At 48.9% G+C, this 20791-nt stretch carries 14 protein-coding genes; 4 read left to right on the top strand and 10 right to left on the bottom strand.

From position 1 onward, the window contains the following. Positions 1-444: 444 nt before the first annotated feature. The 10 genes from HF569_RS04120 to recQ form a co-directional block, all read right to left on the bottom strand. Positions 445-1854, bottom strand: coding sequence for a sugar porter family MFS transporter (locus HF569_RS04120; protein ID WP_168901444.1), 1410 nt, complete (start codon positions 1852-1854; stop codon positions 445-447). A 408-nt stretch (positions 1855-2262) separates the two neighbouring features. Continuing rightward, positions 2263-2826, bottom strand: coding sequence for a sugar O-acetyltransferase (locus HF569_RS04115; RefSeq protein ID WP_168848701.1), 564 nt, complete (start codon positions 2824-2826; stop codon positions 2263-2265). A gap of 177 nt (positions 2827-3003) precedes the next feature. Further along, a complete protein-coding gene (gene araA / locus HF569_RS04110; RefSeq protein WP_168901443.1) occupies positions 3004-4428 on the bottom strand; it encodes an L-arabinose isomerase in 1425 nt (474 codons plus the stop codon). Between the two features lie 53 nt (positions 4429-4481). Next, positions 4482-5210 carry an L-ribulose-5-phosphate 4-epimerase gene (locus HF569_RS04105; protein WP_168901442.1) on the bottom strand — a complete coding sequence of 243 codons (729 nt, stop codon included), beginning with the start codon at positions 5208-5210 and terminating at the stop codon, positions 4482-4484. Positions 5211-5227: 17 nt separating this feature from the next. Next, positions 5228-6829, bottom strand: a complete 1602-nt coding sequence (locus tag HF569_RS04100) for a xylulokinase (RefSeq protein ID WP_168848698.1) — start codon at positions 6827-6829, stop codon at positions 5228-5230. 36 nt (positions 6830-6865) lie between these two features. Further along, on the bottom strand, positions 6866-8266 hold the full coding sequence (locus tag HF569_RS04095) for a sugar porter family MFS transporter (protein ID WP_168901441.1): 1401 nt from the start codon (positions 8264-8266) through the stop codon (positions 6866-6868). Between the two features lie 611 nt (positions 8267-8877). Next, positions 8878-9969 carry a GntR family transcriptional regulator gene (locus HF569_RS04090; protein WP_168848697.1) on the bottom strand — a complete coding sequence of 364 codons (1092 nt, stop codon included), beginning with the start codon at positions 9967-9969 and terminating at the stop codon, positions 8878-8880. Between the two features lie 189 nt (positions 9970-10158). Continuing rightward, on the bottom strand, positions 10159-10749 hold the full coding sequence (locus tag HF569_RS04085) for a sugar O-acetyltransferase (protein WP_168901440.1): 591 nt from the start codon (positions 10747-10749) through the stop codon (positions 10159-10161). Between the two features lie 169 nt (positions 10750-10918). Then, positions 10919-13168 (bottom strand): ATP-binding cassette domain-containing protein, encoded by a 2250-nt coding sequence (locus HF569_RS04080; protein WP_168901439.1) that lies wholly within the window; start codon positions 13166-13168, stop codon positions 10919-10921. 666 nt (positions 13169-13834) lie between these two features. After that, positions 13835-15613 (bottom strand): DNA helicase RecQ, encoded by a 1779-nt coding sequence (gene recQ, locus HF569_RS04075; protein ID WP_168901438.1) that lies wholly within the window; start codon positions 15611-15613, stop codon positions 13835-13837. A gap of 173 nt (positions 15614-15786) precedes the next feature. On the opposite strand from recQ, the gene HF569_RS04070 reads away from it, so the two are divergent. The 4 genes from HF569_RS04070 to HF569_RS04055 all read left to right on the top strand — a co-directional run bounded on the left by HF569_RS04070 (position 15787) and on the right by HF569_RS04055 (position 20601). After that, on the top strand, positions 15787-16227 hold the full coding sequence (locus HF569_RS04070; protein WP_211088937.1) for a MarR family winged helix-turn-helix transcriptional regulator: 441 nt from the start codon (positions 15787-15789) through the stop codon (positions 16225-16227). Positions 16228-16303: 76 nt separating this feature from the next. Then, the gene (locus HF569_RS04065) at positions 16304-17608 is read left to right on the top strand and encodes an FAD-dependent oxidoreductase (protein ID WP_168901437.1); all 1305 of its coding nucleotides are present in this window, start codon (positions 16304-16306) and stop codon (positions 17606-17608) included. A gap of 731 nt (positions 17609-18339) precedes the next feature. After that, positions 18340-19065 carry a potassium channel family protein gene (locus HF569_RS04060; protein ID WP_332870956.1) on the top strand — a complete coding sequence of 242 codons (726 nt, stop codon included), beginning with the start codon at positions 18340-18342 and terminating at the stop codon, positions 19063-19065. Between the two features lie 132 nt (positions 19066-19197). Further along, positions 19198-20601: a C69 family dipeptidase gene (locus tag HF569_RS04055; RefSeq protein WP_168901435.1), complete on the top strand. Its 1404-nt coding sequence runs from the start codon at positions 19198-19200 to the stop codon at positions 20599-20601. Positions 20602-20791: the final 190 nt, after the last annotated feature.

Raw genomic sequence — 20791 nt, 5'->3', positions numbered from 1 at the left:
GCTCGGTTCGAAGCCCGGCAAGTCACCGGTCTTCCAACACGTCCCACGCTGTAAGCCGAGAATCGGCTAACACCGTCGACACAGCTGGCTCCACCTCTGCCCTCCTCCGGTTATGTTAGCCTTTGATTAGCAAATTGGTTTAACCGCTTGATACATCAGTACTTAGCAAATATAGAGGACAATATCTGTGTAGCCGAGAGTGAGCTAAATTTGAGCTCAGCCGTGGGATTTACCAAATGGTTTTCTTGGTAAATGGCGACTTTGACACGTGTTCTTCGGGTCAAAGCGAGGCCTAAGACCGCTCTATGGCTTAGGCCGTCCTCCCCACAGCGATCCAGCTCAAATTTGGCGAACGGCAAGGCGGCAGAAATTATCTGTTTGTCTATTTTTCAAAAGCGTCATACCACGGCCTTTATAGAGCCTTTTTTAAGCTTCAACCTTTGGCTATTCTGTATAGTCGCTGGATGCTTCTAAAGATTCAGTTGACTTAACGCGCGTCCCTTGTTGTTCGATTTCTTCCAGCGTACGGCCCTTCGTTTCTGGCACGCAGAACCGGACGAAAGCAACGCCCAATAAGCAGATAATTCCAAAGATTGCGAACACGGCCTCTTGTGACATAGCCGCCGTCATCACTGGAAACAGCAGGCCCACAGCAAATGACCCAATCCAGTTAAAGGATGAGGCCACACCTGAAGCTCGACCACGAACGGCTAATGGGAAGATTTCACCGATCAAGACCCAGGTCAGCGGTGCCCAAGTGAAGGCGTAAAAGGCCACATAGATGGACAGGAAGACTACGATCAACATGGGATTACTATTCAGATGCGTCACGTTCAAGAACGCCGGTAACAAGAAGGATAAGCCCATAACGGCACCACCCAAAATTAACAACGTCCGACGGTTGAATTTATCCGCAATCCATAGGAAGACTAACGACCCGATAACTAAGATAATACCTTGAATAATCGGCCACATCAACGCGTTGCTGGCAGCACTCCCAGTTGCCTGTTCAACGATTAATGGAATGTAGTAGAAGATAGCATTGGCCCCTTGGAACTGTTGGAAAGCGGCGACACCCACCCCAGCAATGACCAAATACCGGTATTTTCCGGAAAGTAACGTGGACCACGACGTATTCTTAGCGGCAGCGCTTTCGGTTTTCGCCGTGCTTTGAATAGTGGCCATTTCAGGTTCAATTTCATCAGCGGGCCGGATGTAGCTCAGAACCGTCCGGGCGGCGTCTAGTTGGCCATTTTTGATCAAGAAGCGTGGTGATTCAGGCAAACGCAAGACCCCGACGAAGAGAATGATTGCGGGAATTGCGGCGGAACCTAACATCAACCGCCAAGCAAAGGATTCTGGCAGCCCTTTCAAAAGGAAGTCCACGACATAGGAGATTAACATCCCGGACACAATCATGGTCTGGTTAATCCCCGTTAAACGTCCCCGTAAGCGTGCTGGCGACATTTCGGACATGTAGGCCGGGACTAATGCTGATGCGGCCCCTACGGCCAAGCCCAAGAAGATCCGGACGCCAATTAAGTAGTACTCGCCAAAGTTAGGCACGACTGCCGACAACAATGAGCCTAGGGCAAAGATTAACGCCGAGATCAGAATCATCTTCCGACGGCCCAACTTATCTGACAATTGACCGGAGAGCGCACCACCGAAGATAGCCCCGAACATGACAGCTGACGTGATCCAACCAATCAGCGTGGCGTTGGTTAAACTCCAATCCGTTTCCAGAAAGGGCAGTGCCCCCGTCATGACACCAATATCATAACCAAATAAGATGCCCCCGAAGGAACCAAAGAAATAGATGTAACCGCTTGAAATTTTCTTGTTGCCTTTCACTAAAATACCTCCCAGTGTCTCTACAGATAACTTATGCCAAAGTGACCGTTAATGTTAATTGGTCTAATAAATTGCGATCATCGCGCTAACGCTTGCAAAATCGGACTTGCTGTCATTTGGGTAAAACGTTTTCACAAACGCGATATAAGTATTCTAAAACAGTTGTACGGATAAATCAATAAGCGTTTTTATTATGCGGATAACTTTTCAGCCGATTTTCGGAGACAAACCGCACCATGAAAGTAACCGTTTGCTTCAAAAAAAATTTAAAAAATTATCGTTTTATTGCCAAAAAAATGGTCCATCAGAACCCCCCACCCTTTAAGGATGGAAGCGTTCTGATGAACCATATCATGGAGAATTGTGTCAGTTGACTATCTTTTCATCGTCAAACTTGCTATAGTCAGCTTAATCTAAATGCTTCACGACTCGTGCTGGGTTACCAGCAACCACCACATTATCACCGAATGATTTCGTCACAACACTACCCGCACCGACGATAACATTATTGCCTAGCGTTACACCAGGACAGATAATGGCGCCACCGCCGACCCAGACATCATCACCAAACGTGACTGGCTTCCCGATACCCATGGCGCCATTACGACGCAACTTAGGATCAGCCGGATGGTTAACCGAATAAATCTGAACTTTAGGTCCCAGCAAGCAGTGCTTCCCAATATGAATGGGTCCCACGTCCAACATGACACAATCATAGTTAGCAAAGAAATCTTCACCAACATAGATATTGTATCCGTAGTCACATTTGAAGCTGGCATGGACACTGACGTCCTTACCTGTAGCACCAAATAACTTCTTCACCAGTCGCTGACTCTGCTCTGGATCGCTCTCGCCTAATGCGTTGATGGCCTCGACTTGCTTACGCGCTGCCGCCCGTTCAGCAACCAATTCATCATCGTAGACGGCGAACAACTCGCCCGTGATCATCTTTTCTTTTTCTGATTTTGCCATTCCCTGTTCCTCCCTTAAGCTCGACATAAGGCCAGCGTTGAGTAAACCGACCACTTCAGTGCGCAACCAACGCCTCATGACGTTGCTGAAGCTTCCGTTCAAGCTCTCAGCTGACCCTAAATAAAAATGGCCGGAGCTGCTCTCGGCAACCCCAACCATTTTTGCAGTCATTAATGACTATTTGATGAATGCCTTGTTCATGTTAACCATAGTAGCAAAGTCTTCCATTTGTTCTTCAGTCAGAGCAAATGAGAGCATGGTGTGGTGACCACCACCGGCTTGCATCCAAGCTAAGGCACCCTTTTCAAGACCAACCTTTGGCGTCCAAAGTTGCTTAGCAACTGGCAAGTTAGGCGTTTCAGCTTCTGGCTTGTGAGCGTCTACAGCGTAGCTGATCATCTTGAAGCCATCACGGAAGTCGGAAACCGTAACGTCAATAGCGTCACCTTCTGAACCAGTGAAGACCAGACGTGCAGGGTCAGCCTTACCACCGATATCCAATGGGTGAACTTCAACACGAGGCTTGTCGGAAGCGATCGTTGGGTCAACTTCCAGCATGTGAGAACCAAGAATAGCTTCGTGGCCCTTACGTAAGTCAAGTGTGTAGTCTTCCATGAAGGCCGTCTTCTTACCGTGGGACATAATCTTCATGACACGGCCAAGAGCAGCGGTCTTCCAGTCACCTTCAGCACCGAAGCCATAGCCATCACGAATTAATAATTGTGCAGCTAAGCCAGGGAGTTGTTCCATACCCCAGAGGTCTTCGAAGTTCGTGGTGAAGGCAGTGTAGCCACCCTTTTCCAAGAAGCTCTTGATTCCAAGGTATTGCTTCAATTGAACACGAACTGAGTGCTTGTACTTGTCAGCATCGTTGTCACCTTGAACCATGGTGTACTTGCTTTCCAAGTCAGCGTATTCCTTGTCGATGTCAGCATCCTTAACCTTGTTGATTTCTTCAACTAAGTCACCGATACCGTAGTAGTCAACAGTCCAGCCCATTTGGATTTGTGCTTGTACCTTGTCACCTTCAGTAACGGCAACGTTACGCATGGTGTCTCCGAAACGAGCAACCTTAACCTTGAAGCTTTCGTTGTAAGCAACTGCAACATCTTCCCAAGCAGCAATCTTGTCTTGAACTGCTTCGTCGCCCCAGTAGCCGTAAACGATCTTGTTGTTCTTCTTCAAACGTGCATTGATGTAAGCATATTCACGGTCACCATGCGCACTTTGGTTTAAGTTCATGTAATCAAAGTCAATGTCAGCGTATGGGATGTTGTTTAAGTATTGCGTAGCCAAGTGAAGTAATGGCTTTTGCAACAATTCAGTCCCACGGATCCAGTTCTTGGCTGGAGAGAACGTGTGCATCCAGGTAATAACCCCGGCAACCTTATCGTTGTAGTTAACTTCCTTCATGAAGTTAGTGATGCTTTCGGCAGTCGTCATAACATCCTTGAAGACAACCTTGTATGGTAATTTGCCGCTGGCGTTTAACTTGTCAGCGATGTCTTGTGCATCCTTGGCAACGGACTTTAATTGTTCTTCACCATAGAGATGTTGACTACCGGTAACAAACCAAAATTCATAATCAGGAACTGATAACATAATTTAAGCACTCCTTCTATATAATTGATTGTTATTAAAGCATTGAACCCAAATTATTCACGCGCCGCATGACTCTGCGACTTGGCATTGTTTTGCCCATAATAAGCGTTCTTACCGTGCTTACGGTAATAGTGCTTATCCAACAGGTATTGAGGCAATTCCAAATTCTTGTGGGTCAATTGCATGGAGTGGTAATCCTCTTCTGCAACAACTTCCAAGACCTTGGCGTTGTACACAGCCTTAGCTGCCGTAGGACCCCAAGCAAATGGGCCATGTTGGCTAACCAAAGCAGCTGGAATTGCTTCGTAATCCAAACCACGTTCCTTGAAGGTCTTGACAATGGTTTTACCCGTATTGCCTTCGTAATCTTCTTCGATCTCTTCCTTGGTCAAAGCATCGGCCGCTGGAACATCACCATAGAACGTGTCGGCGTGGGTCGTGTTCATGGCTGGAACATCTTGGTTAGCCCCAGCAAAGGAGACAGCCCATGGAGAGTGCGTGTGCACAATCCCACCAATATTTGGAAAGGCATTGTAAAGTACTGTATGCGTTGGGGTGTCGCTGGAAGGGTTCATGTCCCCTTCAACCACTTCACCCTTTAAGTTTACTACGACCAAGTCGCTAGGCTTTAACTTGTCGTAGTCAACCCCAGAAGGCTTGATGACGAACAGACCCTTTTCCCGGTCAATCCCGGAAACGTTACCCCAAGTAAAGGTAACCAGGCCAAGTTTTGGCAGTTGCATGTTGGCTTCGTAAACCTCTTGCTTTAATTCCTCTAACATTCAATTAACTTCCTCTCTTAGTCGCTAATTGCATCGCCAGCGGCAGCTTCCACCGGCAAGCCAGCTTGATACTTTTCGATGAACTTCTGGTAACCAGCAACCCCTTCAGGTTCTGGACTCAGCGTCATGGATTCTGGGTTCGTGAACACTTCTTGATCCAAGAAGTCTTCCAATGATTCATCGGTATCGCGCTTAGCATAGATAGCTAAGACCGCCATCCCCCATGGACCACCTTCGCCGGCAGTACTCATAACAGTGATTGGGACGTTCAACGCATTGGCCAAGACTTGTTGACCAATGACTGGTGTCCGGAACAACCCACCTTGGGCAATCATCACATCGGTATGAACGTGTTCTTGATTAATCAAGATATCCATTCCGATCTTCAGTGGTGCAAAGGCAGCGTATAACTGCGTTTGCATGAAGTTAGGTAAGCTAAACTTGCTGTTTGGTGTCCGGGCAAATAATGGCCGGCCAGCCTTAATCTTGGTGATGTTTTCACCAGATTGATAACTGTAGTTCACCAAACCACCGGCATCTGGATCAGCCTTGGCAGCTTCCAAGAAGAGCGTTTCGTACAAACGGTCTGGCTTCAGTTCAACACCGAGACGTTGTGCAAATTCGTTGAAGACGCTCGCCCATGCATTAATATCTGAAGAACAGTTGTTAATGTGGACCATGGCTACTGGTGAGCCATCTGGCGTCATCACGATATCAATATCGCGGTAAACCTTAGTCAAAGGCTTGTCTAACACGTTCATGGAGAACGATGAAGTCCCAACGGAGATATTCCCAGTCCGCTTCCGCACACTGTTCGTACCAACCATCCCGGTACCAGCATCCCCTTCAGGAGGTGCCATCACACTACCGGCTTCCAAGTTACCGTTGGCATCCAGCAACTTAGCACCTTCAGCCGTCAAATGACCGGCAACTTTACCAGCTGGTAAGATGTCAGGCAAGATATCTTCGATGTCCCAAGGGTATTGCTTAACGTTATCAAGGTTACTGAACTTCTTCAGCATTTCCTTGTCGTAAGAACCCGTCTTGTCATCGATTGGGAAGACACCAGAAGCATCCCCAACACCCAAGACCTTTTCGCCAGATAATTTCCAAGTTACATAACCAGCTAAGGACGTAATGAAGTTCACGTTGCGAACGTGGTCTTCACCGTTCAAGATAGCTTGGTACAGATGTGCAATACTCCAACGTTGTGGAATATTGAAATTGAATAACTTGGTTAATTCATCTGCGGATTGCTCCGTGATGTTATTCCGCCAAGTCCGGAAAGGTACCAACAATTCGCCACTCTTATCAAAGGCTAAGTAACCATGCATCATGGCACTAACCCCAACGGCACTAATCTTAGTCAAAGCACTGTGGTACTTGCTTTGAACATCAGCAGCCATTTGCGTGTAGCTTTGTTGAATCCCAGTCCAAACTTCGTCGATCGGGTATGTCCAGACACCGTCTTCAAAGCGGTTTTCCCAAACATAACTGCCTGAGGCGATGGTATTGAAGTCATCAGTGACCAATACCGCTTTAATCCGGGTTGAACCTAACTCGATCCCTAAGGAAACCTCACCGGCTTCGATAGCGCGAGTCGTTTCAACTAAGTTCATTTAACTTACCTCCCAATAGTTTTAAATCGAGAATTACTAGTTGTTATTTGTAGCTTCTTTGTGACCACGGTTCGTACCTTGTGCTTCGATTTCTTCAAGAGTGTGACCACGCGTTTCTGGAACACAGAAGCGGATGAACAGAACACCCAAGACACAGATGATACCGAAGACAGCGAACACAGCTTCTTGTGACATTGCAGCCGTCATAATTGGGAAGATTAAACCAACAGCCCATGAACCGATCCAGTTGAATGATGATGCCAAACCAGATGCACGGCCCCGGATAGCCAGTGGGAAGATTTCACCAACCAGAACCCAGGTAAGTGGTGCCCAAGTAAATGAGTAGAATGCAACGTAGATAGATAAGAAGACAACGATCATCATTGGACTTGCGTTAGGAACTAACTTGTTAATGATGGCTGGTAACAGGAAGGACAATGCCATGATCGTACCACCCATAGTTAACAACGTCCGACGATTGAATTTTTCAGCAATCCAGATGTAGAGTAATGACCCAAGAACTAACAGAACACCTTGGATGATTGGCCACATCAGAGCGGAACTTGCGGCGTTCCCAGTAGCCTTTTCAACGATCAGTGGAATGTAGTAGAAGATCGCGTTGGCACCTTGGAATTGCTGGAAGGCAGCGACCCCAACACCGGCGATCACTAAGTAACGGTACTTACCGTTAAACAACGTTGCCCATGAGGTCTTTTCCAAGTTGTTTTCTTCAGTTTGAGCAGTTTCTTGAATTGACTTAACTTCTGGTTCAACTTCGTCAGGCTTACGAACGTATGAAAGAACCGTCCGTGCTTCGTCTAACCGACCAGACTTGATTAAGAACCGAGGTGATTCTGGCAAACGGAGAACACCGGCGAAGAGGATGAAGGCTGGCACAGAAGCCAAACCTAACATTAAACGCCATGACAAGTTGCCAGGTAAATCCTTCAATACGAAGTCGACGATGTAAGAGATTAACATCCCAGAAACAATCATGGTCTGGTTAATCCCTGACAAACTACCACGTAACCGTGCCGGTGCCATTTCTGACATGTAGGCTGGGACCAAGGCAGAGGCAGCACCAACGGCTAACCCTAAGAAGATCCGCATCCCGATTAAGTAGTAAGTCCCACCGTTAGGAGAGAACCCACAAAGGATTGACCCAATGGCGAAGATTAAGGATGACATCAGAATCATCCGCCGCCGACCTAACTTATCGGCCAATTGACCGGCAATCGCAGCACCGAAGATGGCACCGAACATAACTGATGAAGTTACCCAACCAATTAATGACGCGTTGGTCAATGACCAGTCAGTTTTCAAGAATGGCAAAGCACCGGTCATAACACCGATATCGTAACCGAAGAGAATTCCACCAAATGATCCAAAGAAGAATATGAATCCACTTGAGACTTTCTTTTTCGCTTTCGCTTCCAAATTTCGTTCCTCCTAAGTTTAAAGGGGTAAAGATAAAAAACAAATAATGGCTTTTCCCACTTAACTATTGATAGAAATGAAGCGGTCTCACTTTTTCCATCACCCTTTTTCGATCGGCCGGCCAATCGGAAATATCGGCAATTACTGTGAAGCGTTTTCATTTCTGAACAAACTTAGTGTATTATATTTATACGCATAAATCAACACTTATTTTTTATATGCGTATTAATATTTACTGAAATCGCTGTCACGACGCGGGTTTGATCGATTTAAATTATTTGTAAGCGTTTCCGAAGGTTGTCAGGTTAAGCGTTTTACGTTTTGCGAATTCGTCCCAATAATTCTAAATTCGTGTCAACTCAGGCGCTCCGCCAATCAAATGATGGGGAAACCGGGACCAATTCCGATAATCATTCGATAATTGTCGCCCCGCCACTTGCACTGATCCGACGCCCTTTGCCATTCTGGTCGCATCTCTCCCCGGCTTTGTGTACTGACCTTGCCAACTATGCAGCCACAAAAAAAGCGTGCTCACCCGGCAGCACGCTTTCGTTTTATCCATTTTTCAATTCTAACTGCTGATCAATTAGCCAGTTGGTTCGAAATTCATCCTAACCTATCTGTGAGGGTTTAGGTGCTCCTGTCGACTGGCGAATCACCAGCTCTGGTTCATAGGTAATGGATTGTACCGGTTGCTTATTCAACAGCTGGAACATCATCCGCCCCGCGTCTTCCCCCATGATTTCTTTCTCATGGTTGAGCGTCGTTAACCCAGGACTCATGTACTGAGACATCTGATAATTATCAAATCCAACAATCGAAATATCTTGCGGCACCCGGAGCCCTTGCTCTTTAACAAACGCCATCACGGGAATCGCCAATTGATCATTATAGCACGCAATCGCCGTTGGCCGTTCATTATCTTTCAAGTACGACGCAATCCGACTGGTAATACGCGAGAAGTCGTCCCCCGACTGATACATAATCAGGTTACTCTTGTATGAAATGTCCGGATGTTCCTGGTAGGCCTGAACAAATCCGTTCATGCGGTGAACACCCTGAATATCATCGACCTGGAAAATCCCCAGGATACTCTCATGTCCCATCTGCAACAGATGGTCAATCAACTTTTTCTCAGCGCCCACGTCATCCGTCGTGACGTACGGAAAGTCCAGTTGGGGGTATGCCGCGTTAATGAAGAGAACCGGAATCTGGTCGTCCTTAATTTCCTGATACAGATCCATATTAGGATTGGGCAAAGCACTTTGCGTCGGTTCAATAATCAACCCCGCTACTTTGCTATTCAACATGTTGATCAGGTTCTTACGTTCCTTGTCGTGATTATTGTGGGTATTTCCCAACAGCAGTGAATAGCCGCCGTCGGAAATCACCTTATCCATGCCATAAATGATCTGCGGAAAAATGTAGTCGGCAATGTGCGTCGTGATGACCCCAATCATCTTACTATCATTTTCCGTTGCCCAATCTTTGTGCCAATCCTGGACGAACATTCCCCCACCTTGAATACGGTAAATGAAATGTTCAGTTTCCAGGTCACCCACGGCCCGGCGGATGGTATAGCGTGAGACTTTAAACTGTTCCATCAGTTCTGTCTCAGTTGGTAATTTTTCGTCAATTGGATACTTCCCAGAAAGAATCGCTTCTTTCAGGGAATCCTTGACCCGTTGGTATTTATTTTCCATGTTTACTCTCCCATAGTTTGTAACCAAACTGCACCGTAGCACTCCCGTTGGTAACGGTTTCGCCAAGTTGCGCAAACCTTACCGCACCCAAATCAGCAATTACAAATTCATTCGTAATTTGTCTGGTCACACCTAGCATAGCAAATTTTGCTAAAATTGCCAATTTAAGTCTATTTTATTCGGATAAATCTACTTTTCAGTAGGGATGACGTTGCCTTCAGCATCGAGCCGCTTGATCACACGTGCTGGATTACCCGCAAGCACCACGTTATCCCCAAAAGACTTAGTCACGACGGCACCACCACCCACAATCACGTTGTTACCAATCGTCACGCCGGGAACAATCACGGCGTTGCCGCCAATCCAACAATTATTGCCAATCGTCACCGGCGCGCCGTTGCCCAGCCAAGACGTCCGATCGGCAATGTTAAAGGGATGTCCGGCCGTATAAATTTGAACGCGGGGGGCCAGCAAGACGTTATCCCCAATCGTAATCTCACAGGTATCCAAGAGAATACAATCGAAGTTAGCAAAAAAGTTATCGCCCACGTGGATGTTATACCCATAGTCACAAGCAAAGCGAGGCCGAATCTCAACGTTCTTCCCCACCGTCCCAAATAATTTCTTCACTAATGCCGTCACACGATCCTTATCCCGGAACGGAATGTTATCCAAAGATTCATACAAATCCCGGGCGGCAAACCGGTCATGCACCAATTTTTCATCGTTCACGTCGTAAAGTTCTTGATCCATCATTTTTTGAAATTCTGATTTAGCCATTGGTCGTCAGTCCTTATCGTTAATTTATGAGGATAATGGTAGCACACCGTGTAAGCGATTACAATAGATTTATCCGTTGCCGGCCCCGCAAACCTTTATTCATCCGGATAAATAAAGAGCGAAAAAAAGCGGTTCACCCGCTTATTGGTGAACCGCAAAATTTATTTGGTCACGCTTTTAAATACTGACCCGTGATCGATCGTGGCGCTTGACGCACGCCCGCAACCGGTCCCGCGTAAAGGATCTCGCCACCGTTAGTCCCGCCATCCGGACCAATATCAATCAACCAATCCGCACAACGTATAACATCCAAGTTATGTTCAATCACGACGACCGTATTTCCGCTGTCCACTAAATCATTGATGATTTTGACTATTATCATAATGTCGGAAGGATGTAGACCGGTGGTCGGTTCATCCAAAATATAAAGATTGCCGCGTTTTCTCAATTCTTTCGCAATCTTCAGTCGCTGCCCTTCCCCACCAGAGAGTGTGCTTAACGGCTGTCCCAATGCCAAGTATTCCAAGCCCACTGTCATCAGGCTCTCAAGACCCGTTGCTACCTTCGTTCCCGCGAAGAAGGCCACCGCCTCTTCAACCGTCATCGCCATAATCTCTTCAATATTGCGTTGCTTGAACTGATATGTCAGCACCTGCGGATCAAACCGCCCGCCATGACAGAGGTCACACGTCACCGTGGCGTTCTCCATAAAGGATAGGTTGAGCTCTAGCACACCCTTTCCGCCACATTTAGGACAAGCGCCCTTGGAATTCGCACTAAACAGGCTTTCACTGACCGCATTCTCACTGGCTAACAGCTTACGGATAGCTGTCAGGACGCCCATATACGTTGCCGGGTTCGAGCGACTATTCGTATGGAGCGGACGCTGGTCAATCTGACGGGCTTCCGGATGTTCCGCCGCAAAGACCTGCTCGACCAGTGTACTCTTACCGGAACCCGCTACGCCCGTGACCACGGTAAACAGACCGGTCGGAATCTTTAGGACCGCATCCTTAAGGTTATGCCGTCGACTGGGTTGGGTTGTCAGAAAAGTCGTCGGTTGGCGGGGCGTTGGATTAATGGGTAGCTGACGCTGTAGGTACTGCGCGGTCAACGTTTGCGCTTGTAATAATTCTGGATACGTCCCAGTAAACATGATGCGTCCGCCATGAATCCCTGCGCGCGGCCCCACGTCAACCACGTAGTCCGCAACCTGAATAACATCGGGATCGTGCTCGACAACCAGCACCGTATTTCCCTTGTCCCGCAGCTTCAGCAGTAATTCATTGAGCCGATGGACATCACGCGGATGGAGCCCCGTACTAGGTTCGTCCAGAATATACAGCAGGTTCGTCAAGCTATTGGCTAAGTATTTCACCGTCTTCACGCGCTGCGACTCCCCACCCGATAAGGTCGCCGTCTCCCGTGTCAGACTAAGATAATCGAGGCCGATGTCCACCAAACCAGCCACGCGGTCTTGAATGCTCGTCACCAAATTAGCCATCCGCGGATCGTCGAACTGGGCCAGCACACGCTGTAAATCGGTCAGCTGTAACGCAGTCAGGTCGTAGAGATTGTAGCCCTTAATCCGCGCCGCCAACACTTGGGGATTAAAGCGTTTCCCTTGGCAGTCCGGACAAGGCCGCATCGTCGCAAACTTTTCAATCTTCTTTCGGGCGCCCTCACTGATCCCCTTTCCCGTCTTGAGGTTTTGCCGATAAAATAGCCGTTCCAGCCCCTCAAAGTTGACGTTAAACACGGAATCCTTGTACGCAACCCGCACTGCCTGCTTCCCCATCAACAGTTTGTCTAGCTCTTCAGCGGTAAAGTCACACACGGGCTGATCGAGGTCAAACCACCCCGTCGCCTTTAAAGTCTGAAAGAGAAACGTCTGGGGACCGTAGCCCGGCAGTAAAATGGCGCCCTCGTTCAGCGACTTCGTCATATCCAGAATCGCCGCGCGTTTCACCACGTAGGTCTTCCCAATCCCCTCACAAGTGGGACACATCCCCGCTGGATCGTTGAAGGAGAAGGCGTTGCTGGCGTCCCCATAGTGCGGGGTGGCAAATCGGGAAAACAAGATGCGCAACAACGGGCTAATATCGCTCACCGTTCCCAGCGTTGAGCGTGCATTTCCGCCCAAGGGCTTCTGGTCAATCACAATGGCGGTCGACAAGTGCCGCACGTCATCCACATCTGGTCGCCGATAATTCGGCAAGAAGGTACGCGTAAAACTATCATATGTACTGTTCAACTGGCGTCCCGCCTCTTGGGCAATCGTATCAAAGACAATCGACGACTTACCGGAGCCAGAAACACCAGTGAACACAGTCAGTTTATTCTTCGGAATCTTGAGGCTAATATTCTGTAAATTGTTCTCGCGGTCATTCACAATTTCAATAAAATCTGAGTCAGACATGGGTGAACCTCCTCTGCAAGGCATAAGCAACACAGCGCTCTTTAGAGTACCATATCGCCCCTGCTTCACAAAGGAAGATGACTCGTAAATCGCGGGCTAACTGAAGATTGAAAGGACCAATTACTGGTTATACCTGTCCCAGCTAAAGGTTGAAAGGAATAAACTCATTACTAACGTCAAAGTGACAAAGATTTTAGTCTGAAAAATAGCCTAAACCCGCCACCTGCGGCTGGCAGAGATTCCACCTGCTGTGGGGAACGCCTCCGGCTCGGTTTGAAACCTGACAGAAACCGTCAGTTTCCAAACGCGTCCCACGCTGTAAGCCGAAAATCGGCTAACACCGTCGACACAGCTGGCTCCATCTCCGCCCTCCTCCGGTTACGATGGTTGTTAAGTAGAAAACTTCTTAAACAACTGGTGAATCATCAATTAGCCAACCGTAATTGATGACTTCCACGTAGCCGTGAGTGAGTCAAATTTGAGCTCAGCCGTGGGATTTACCAAGTGACTTTCTTGGTAAATGACGACTTTGAGACGTGATTTTTCGGCTCAAAGCGAGGCCTAAGACCGCCCTGTGGCTTAGGCCGTCCTCCCCACAGCGCTCCAGCTCAAATTTGGCGAACGGCAAGGCGGCAGAGATTATCTATTTGTCCATTTTTCAGCCGCCTAATCCGCAGCGGCTTGATCGGCCCGGATCACCGCCATGAAGGGCTCACCGTATTTTGCGAGTTTGCTCTGTCCGACGCCCTTGACCGTCAGAAAGGCGGCATCATCTTGGGGGAGGACCTCACACATAGCGTGGAGCGACCGGTCCGAAAAGATCACAAATGGCGGCACATGCTGTTCTTCCGCCAACTGGCGACGGACTTCGCGCAATTTGCCAAATAATTCATCATTCACGGGCGTCAAACGCTTGGCCTGCCGCGCCATCTTACGAAAAACCTGTGTCTCGCCCTTTAACACGTCGGCGCCCGCTTGGGTCACTGCCAACGTGGGGTATTGACCGCCGACGCTCTGCAGGTAGCCGGCCGCCGTGAGAAAGTCGATGAGTTCCCCCACACTCTTCTGGCGGTGCCCCGTCATTAGCCCGTACGTCGACAACTCTTCCAAATGATTATCTCGAATTCGTTGATTGTGCGCACCCGTCAACACTTGGGCCACGATGCCCTTGCCAAACCGTGAGCGTAACCGCACCACGCAGGACAAGACTTTCTGCGCGGCTACCGTGATATCTTGGGCTTCCCGGTCATCACGGCAATTGCTGCACCGGCCACAGGGCGCCGAATCTTCTCCAAAGTACGCTAAGATAAACTGCTGTAAACACCCCTGGGTATTGGCATACTGGCTCATCACCTGTAACTTCTGGTATTCGCGCTGCTTATTTTCCTCGTCACGTTCCGACTGGTCGATAAAGAAATGCTGAATCTGCAAGTCCTGCGCCCGGTAGAGGAGAATTGCTTCACTGGGAAGGCCGTCCCGACCAGCCCGACCGGCCTCTTGATAGTAGGCTTCCAAGGTGCCGGGCACCTGCGCGTGAATAACGAAGCGCACATTACTCTTATCAATCCCCATACCGAAAGCGTTGGTTGCCACCATCACCTGAATCCGATCGTAGAGAAAGTCCTCCTGATTCTGGCGACGCTCCTCATCACTTAAGCCGGCATGGTATGCCGCAGCCTTCACATGATGATGCGTTAACAGCGTCGTCAGCCGCATCACTTCCTTACGCGTACTGGCATAAACAATTCCCGTTTCACCCTGATTGACCTGTAAATAATCCAAGATAAACCGATCGGTGTCCTGATCCTTAACCACCGTCAGGTTCAGATTATCCCGAGCAAATCCCGTGTTCACTTCATTCTGGGGATCAATTTGCAACTGCTGACAAATATCGGCCGCTACCTGTTCCGTGGCGGTTGCGGTCAACGCTAAAACTTGGGGATGCGTCGGCAACTGTTCGATGGCCGTACTCAAGGCCAGGTAGCTCGGTCGAAAGTCATGCCCCCACTGGGAAATACAGTGCGCTTCGTCAACCGCCAACAAATCAATGGGCAGCTGACCCAGCGCCTGCAGGAAGGCCGCCGAATCTAGCCGTTCCGGGGCTACATAGAGTAATTTATACGCCCCATCGTGCAAGCCCGCCAGTCGCTCCTGAATGTCGGGCCAATCCAATGAACTGTTGATAAAGGTGGCCGCAATCCCACTGTCATTGAGCGCATCCACTTGATCCTTCATCAAGGAGATCAAAGGAGACACTACCACGGTGATCCCGTTAAATAATAACGCTGGTATTTGGTAACACAGCGACTTTCCGCCCCCCGTCGGCATGATGGCCAGACTGTTCTGACCAGCCAGCACATGCTCAATGACGGCTCGTTGACCGGGACGAAATTCATCGTAACCGAACGTTGTTTTCAAAATATCTTGTGCTGCCGCTAAATCCATCACTGTTTACCCCTTTTTTTCAATATTTCCATTCTACTGGCAAACGCCGGCCGACACAACCGAACGACTTGGCGAACAGTCTTTTTTCACAAATAACCCTGAAATAGTTGACAGCTAACACATATCAGGTTATAGTAAATTAAATCGTACGCAATCTAATTGGAGGACCAATCATGGAAGATATTGACATGACGCTGGCGAACCAACTTTGCTTCTCGATGTACCGCGCAAGTCGCTTATTTATCAAGTTTTATCAGCAGGCGCTGCAACCTTTTGGTCTGACTTATCCGCAATACTTGGTACTTTTGGCGCTGTGGGAAGAGGATCGCCAGCCCCTCCACTCTCTAGGTGAGCAACTAGACTTCGGTAGTAACACCCTTACCCCCTTGCTTAAGCGCATGGAACGTAAGGGGTGGCTCACCCGTGAGGTCGTAAGCTCTGATCACCGGCAGTTGATTATCCAATTAACCGAGACTGGGAGATCGAGGAAGACTGAGATTTTTGAATCGATTCGCATCTGCGTTCGCCAGCAAGAGATAGACCCCGATGATTACCGGGACCTCGTTGCCCGGAATCACATATTGATCGCCACTTTGGAGAAAATGCTGCACTAGCATTTTTATTTTGTTCAATTAATCGCACACGACTGTTTGTTTCGCACGTTTTGCTAAGAAAGAGGTTTTTAATTTAATGATTCAATACGATGTTGTCTTTGTAGGAAATAGTCACGCCACTTGGTCGGCCGCCGTAACCTTACGTCGGGCCGGTAAGTCAGTTGCCATGCTCAGCTCGGCCACATACCAGTCCCAACTCGAAGATGAGTTGCTCCCGACCACCCCTGCTCAAAGTTGGTCAGCTTTCCAGAGCCACAAGCAGCAGCTCAGTCGTGACCTAACTACTAAAATGACAACACTTTTTGAGCACCACGATATTCAATTCATTCAAGGCACCGGGATTCTCATGGGCCCGCATATGCTTCGAATTGGTCACCAAGTCATAACGGCCAAACAAATCATTTTGAATACCGGTCAACACGCTACCCTGCCTAAAGTCACCGGCCAAGAATTTCTCCACAGTCGCCATGACTTGCTCAACCTGGACCAGCTACCCGACCATCTGACGATCATCGGGGCAGGTCCCCGTGCCCTTGAGCTTGCCTCTCTCGCCAATCAGTTTGGAACCCGCGTCACCATTTTGACGCAGGCTAACCGCGCCGCCCAGTCACTTGACCCACGTTACGTGACGAAGCTCCTAGTTACGCTCCAGAACCGCGGCATTGACGTGCGTTTCCGAGAAACCGTGACCTGTATCGAACCCAACGCTAACGCCTATCGCGTATCAACCAATAGTGGCTTAACGATCGCCACTGACTACGTTTTGGCTGAAACCAGTTACCGGCCTAACGTTGACTTGATGGGCTTAGAAAATGCTGGTATTCACACCAACGCGCACGGAATTATTGTCGATGACCATTTACGGGCCAACGGTCAAAACGTCTTCGCTTGTGGGACCGTCACCGTTCAATCCATGATTGACTCCCCGGCTACCACTACCTTCGAAGCGACCTACATCGCCGAACAAATCCTGGGCAACTCAGTGGCCATCTCTTATCCGGTCACGCCGCACATTTTGTTCACGCAACCACGCATCGCGCGCGTTGGAATTAGCGCCGCACAAGCTGCTGGCGATTTGAATTACCACACCGTCCGCATTCCTTATGGTCAACAACTCAATCTGCCAGATCAAGCGGATCAAGCTGCTGAAATGACGGTCGTGCTGAATCAGGAAAATCAACTCGTTGGTGCCGATATCTATGGCATGGCCGCCCCTAGCCTCGTCAATACTATGGCACTGATGATCAACCAACGTTTGGGCACAACCGATCTCACCACCATGATCTTTACGTTACCAACCCCGATTCAAAACATTGTCGCCCTCCTCACCCCCGCTTTGACTGCGCCAACCACAACGCTCGCGTCTTCAGTCGCTATGTGACCAAAAGCTAGAGCGGCTTTGCCTTGGCAATACTGATTGATATAGCCATCCGCCTTCGGCTGCCAGGGATTCCGCCTGCTGTGGGGACGCTTCAGACTGGAAAATCACCAGTCTTCTTGCTCGATTTGAAGCCACGAAGAATGTCTTCAAAATCGCCCGTGCTGTAAAGCTGGCTCAAAATCGCCAGCTAACACCACTTTCACGGCTGGCTCCATCCCTGACCTTCTCCGGCTTTGGTTGTTCTACCATGGCAATAGTTGGAAAACGCAACTACACGACGTCTTTAGTCTAATTGATAACGACCGTACTGGTCATTAGCTGAGTCGACTGAAACTGCTGTGTCAGACGTGAAGTCGGCCGACATACGTTTAGACGCTTCGTTCTACTAAGCCTGAAGCCATGGATCAATCGGCAACCTTTACGTAGCCGTGAGTGAGTCAAATTTGAGCTCAGCCGTGGGATTTACCAAGTGCTTCTCTTGGTAAATGGCGCCTTTGAGACGCGGTTTTTTCGGCTCAAAGCGAGGTTCGAGACCGCACTATGGCTCGAACCGTCCTCCCCACAGCGCTCCAGCTCAAATTTGGCGAACGGTAAGGCGGAAAGAACCACTAGTATTCCGTGCAACAGCTCCCAAGTTAGGCTACTAACAGTACTAAGATGTGCCACACAATGAATCCCCTCAATCGTGAGATACTAGCATTAAGCTAATCATCAGATTGGGGGGATTAATGATGACGCGATATTTAAAACTTTATCATGGACTAGTCATCGTGCTAGCCCTGTGGTCAATCGCCCTGGTCATTTTCGACTTAGCTGGGTTCATTGACCTGACTAAAACGCCGTGGTCCGTAATGGACGATGGTCTTTTGGTGATCTTTACGATCGACTACTGGGTGCGCTTCTGGCGAGCACCGCGCAAGTGGGACTTCTTCCGCCACCACATCTTCGATCTCATCGCTATTCTACCATTGACCAGTTTCTTCAATTTCTTTCGTCTCGCACGGGTTACCCGCCTGTTACAACTGTCCCGCCTCTTTCGTTTCGTCCGGCTGGTGGGCTTCATCGGGCGACTCCACCAACCACTACGAACTTTCCTGAAAACCAACGGCTTCATCTACTTGGTCTGGGCCAGCCTGACCATTCTGATCTTGGGCGCCACCTTATATTCCTACGCCGAACACGTCTCATGGGGGGAGGCGCTGTGGTGGGCCATCGCCACTGCCTCCACGGTGGGGTATGGCGACGTTGCGCCGCAAACCACGGTTGGCAAATGGGCGGCCACCCTATTGATGTTAGTCGGCATCGGCTTTATCGGTGCCCTGACCAGCACCATCACCACCTACTTTGCTCACCGTGGCGAAGCGAGCCAGTATCAACAGCTCCACCAAGAACTAACCACCATTAAGCAGCAAAACGCTGAGCTCAAACGACTGATTGAAAGCCAAACCAAGCGGTAAGCGCGACTGTCACGACTAATTGGTGATCGACAACTCAGCCCCATTTCTAACCACCCAGCGTACGGCTTGACCAACCACTTCAATGCACTCTCTGACAATGCTATAATGTTTCTTAAAAGGAGTGCTGTATTCATGACGAAGAGAATTAAAGGTTCATGTACCACCATTTTAGTAGGAAAAAAGGCGTCCTTAGACGGTTCCACCATCATTTCACGAAACGATGATGGTCACGAAGCCCTTGACCCAGAACGGTTTGTCGTCGTTAACCCGGCTGACCAACCTCGCGACTACCAAGCCGTCATCAGTGGCGTTAAGATCAGCTTACCGGATAACCCGTTACGTTACACGTCAATTCCTAACTCGATTCTCACCAATGGAATCTGGCCAGCAGCCGGGATCAACAGTGAAAACATCGCAATGTCCGCAACGGAAACGATCACGACTAACTCCCGCGTCTTAGGCATCGACCCTTACGTTGCCGGTGGAATCGGTGAAGAAGACTTGGTAACTTTGGTCTTGCCTTACATTCACAGTGCCCGTGATGGTGTAAAACGTTTGGGTAGCCTGTTGGAAGAATTCGGAACCTACGAACCTAACGGCATTGCCTTCTCTGACAATAACGAAATCTGGTGGTTAGAAACCATCGGTGGTCACCACTGGGCAGCTAAGCGGATTCCTGACGATGCTTACGTGGTTGCACCTAACCGGATGAACATCGACGACTTCGACTTCAGTGCCGAAGACACCTTGGCTTCCGCTGACTTGGAAGATCTGATTGCGAAGTACCACTTGAACCCTGACTTCGACCAAGTCAATTTGCGCCACATCTTCGGGAGTGCAACTATCAAGGATACGGTGTACAACAATCCTCGTGCTTGGTTCGGTCAGAAATACTTCAATCCAGAAATTGAACACGATCCTCAAGACCAAGACTTGCCATTCATTTGCCACGCCAACCGGAAGATCTCGATTGACGATGTTAAATTTGTGCTGAGTTCCCATTACGAAAACACCAAGTACGATGTTTACGGCCACGGCTCAGAAGACGACAAGACTTTGTTCCGGCCGATCGGAATCAACCGGAACCACGATGTCCACATCCTACAAATTCGGAACAACGTGCCTGACAGCATCGCCGGGATTCACTGGTTAGCCTTTGGGGCCAACACTTTCAACACGGTTGTTCCATTCTACGCCAACGTTGACGATACGCCAGCTGCCTACAAGGACGCCGATGGTACCTTCAACATGAACCACATGTACTGGTTGAGCTGCACCACGGCCCTCTTGGGTGATACGGACTACAGTCTTTACGAAGACTTCCGGAACACGTTTGCGCTGGAAGCAATGTCCGCTTACCGCCAGATTCAACACGAAACCGACGCTGCCATTATTGACGGTGCTGACACGACTATTCTGAAGGAAGCTAACGAAAAGCTTTCCGACGAATCCTTCAAGCGGCAAACCAAGCTACTTGGCGACATGGTCACGTTCGGTTCCGAACACATGAAATTACGGTACAACTTAAACGACTAATACAATACGTTTAGTGGCCCACCAGCTTTTGCCGGTGGGCCACTTTTTGTCTTCACTTCTCAAAATCGAAAAACCAAAATATTATCCCAGTATGAACGGAAATACTGACCGATTCACAATTTGTCTAAACCAGTCACCTGCGGCTGGCAGAGATTCCGCCTGCTGTGGGGAACGCCTGCGGCCTGAGGAA

The organism is Levilactobacillus tujiorum, assembly GCF_012641185.1.
In the GTDB taxonomy this organism is placed as follows: Bacteria; Bacillota; Bacilli; order Lactobacillales; family Lactobacillaceae; genus Levilactobacillus; species Levilactobacillus tujiorum.
The sequence above is the reverse complement of the archived record's forward strand: the minus strand, read 5'-3'. Positions and strand labels throughout refer to the sequence as shown.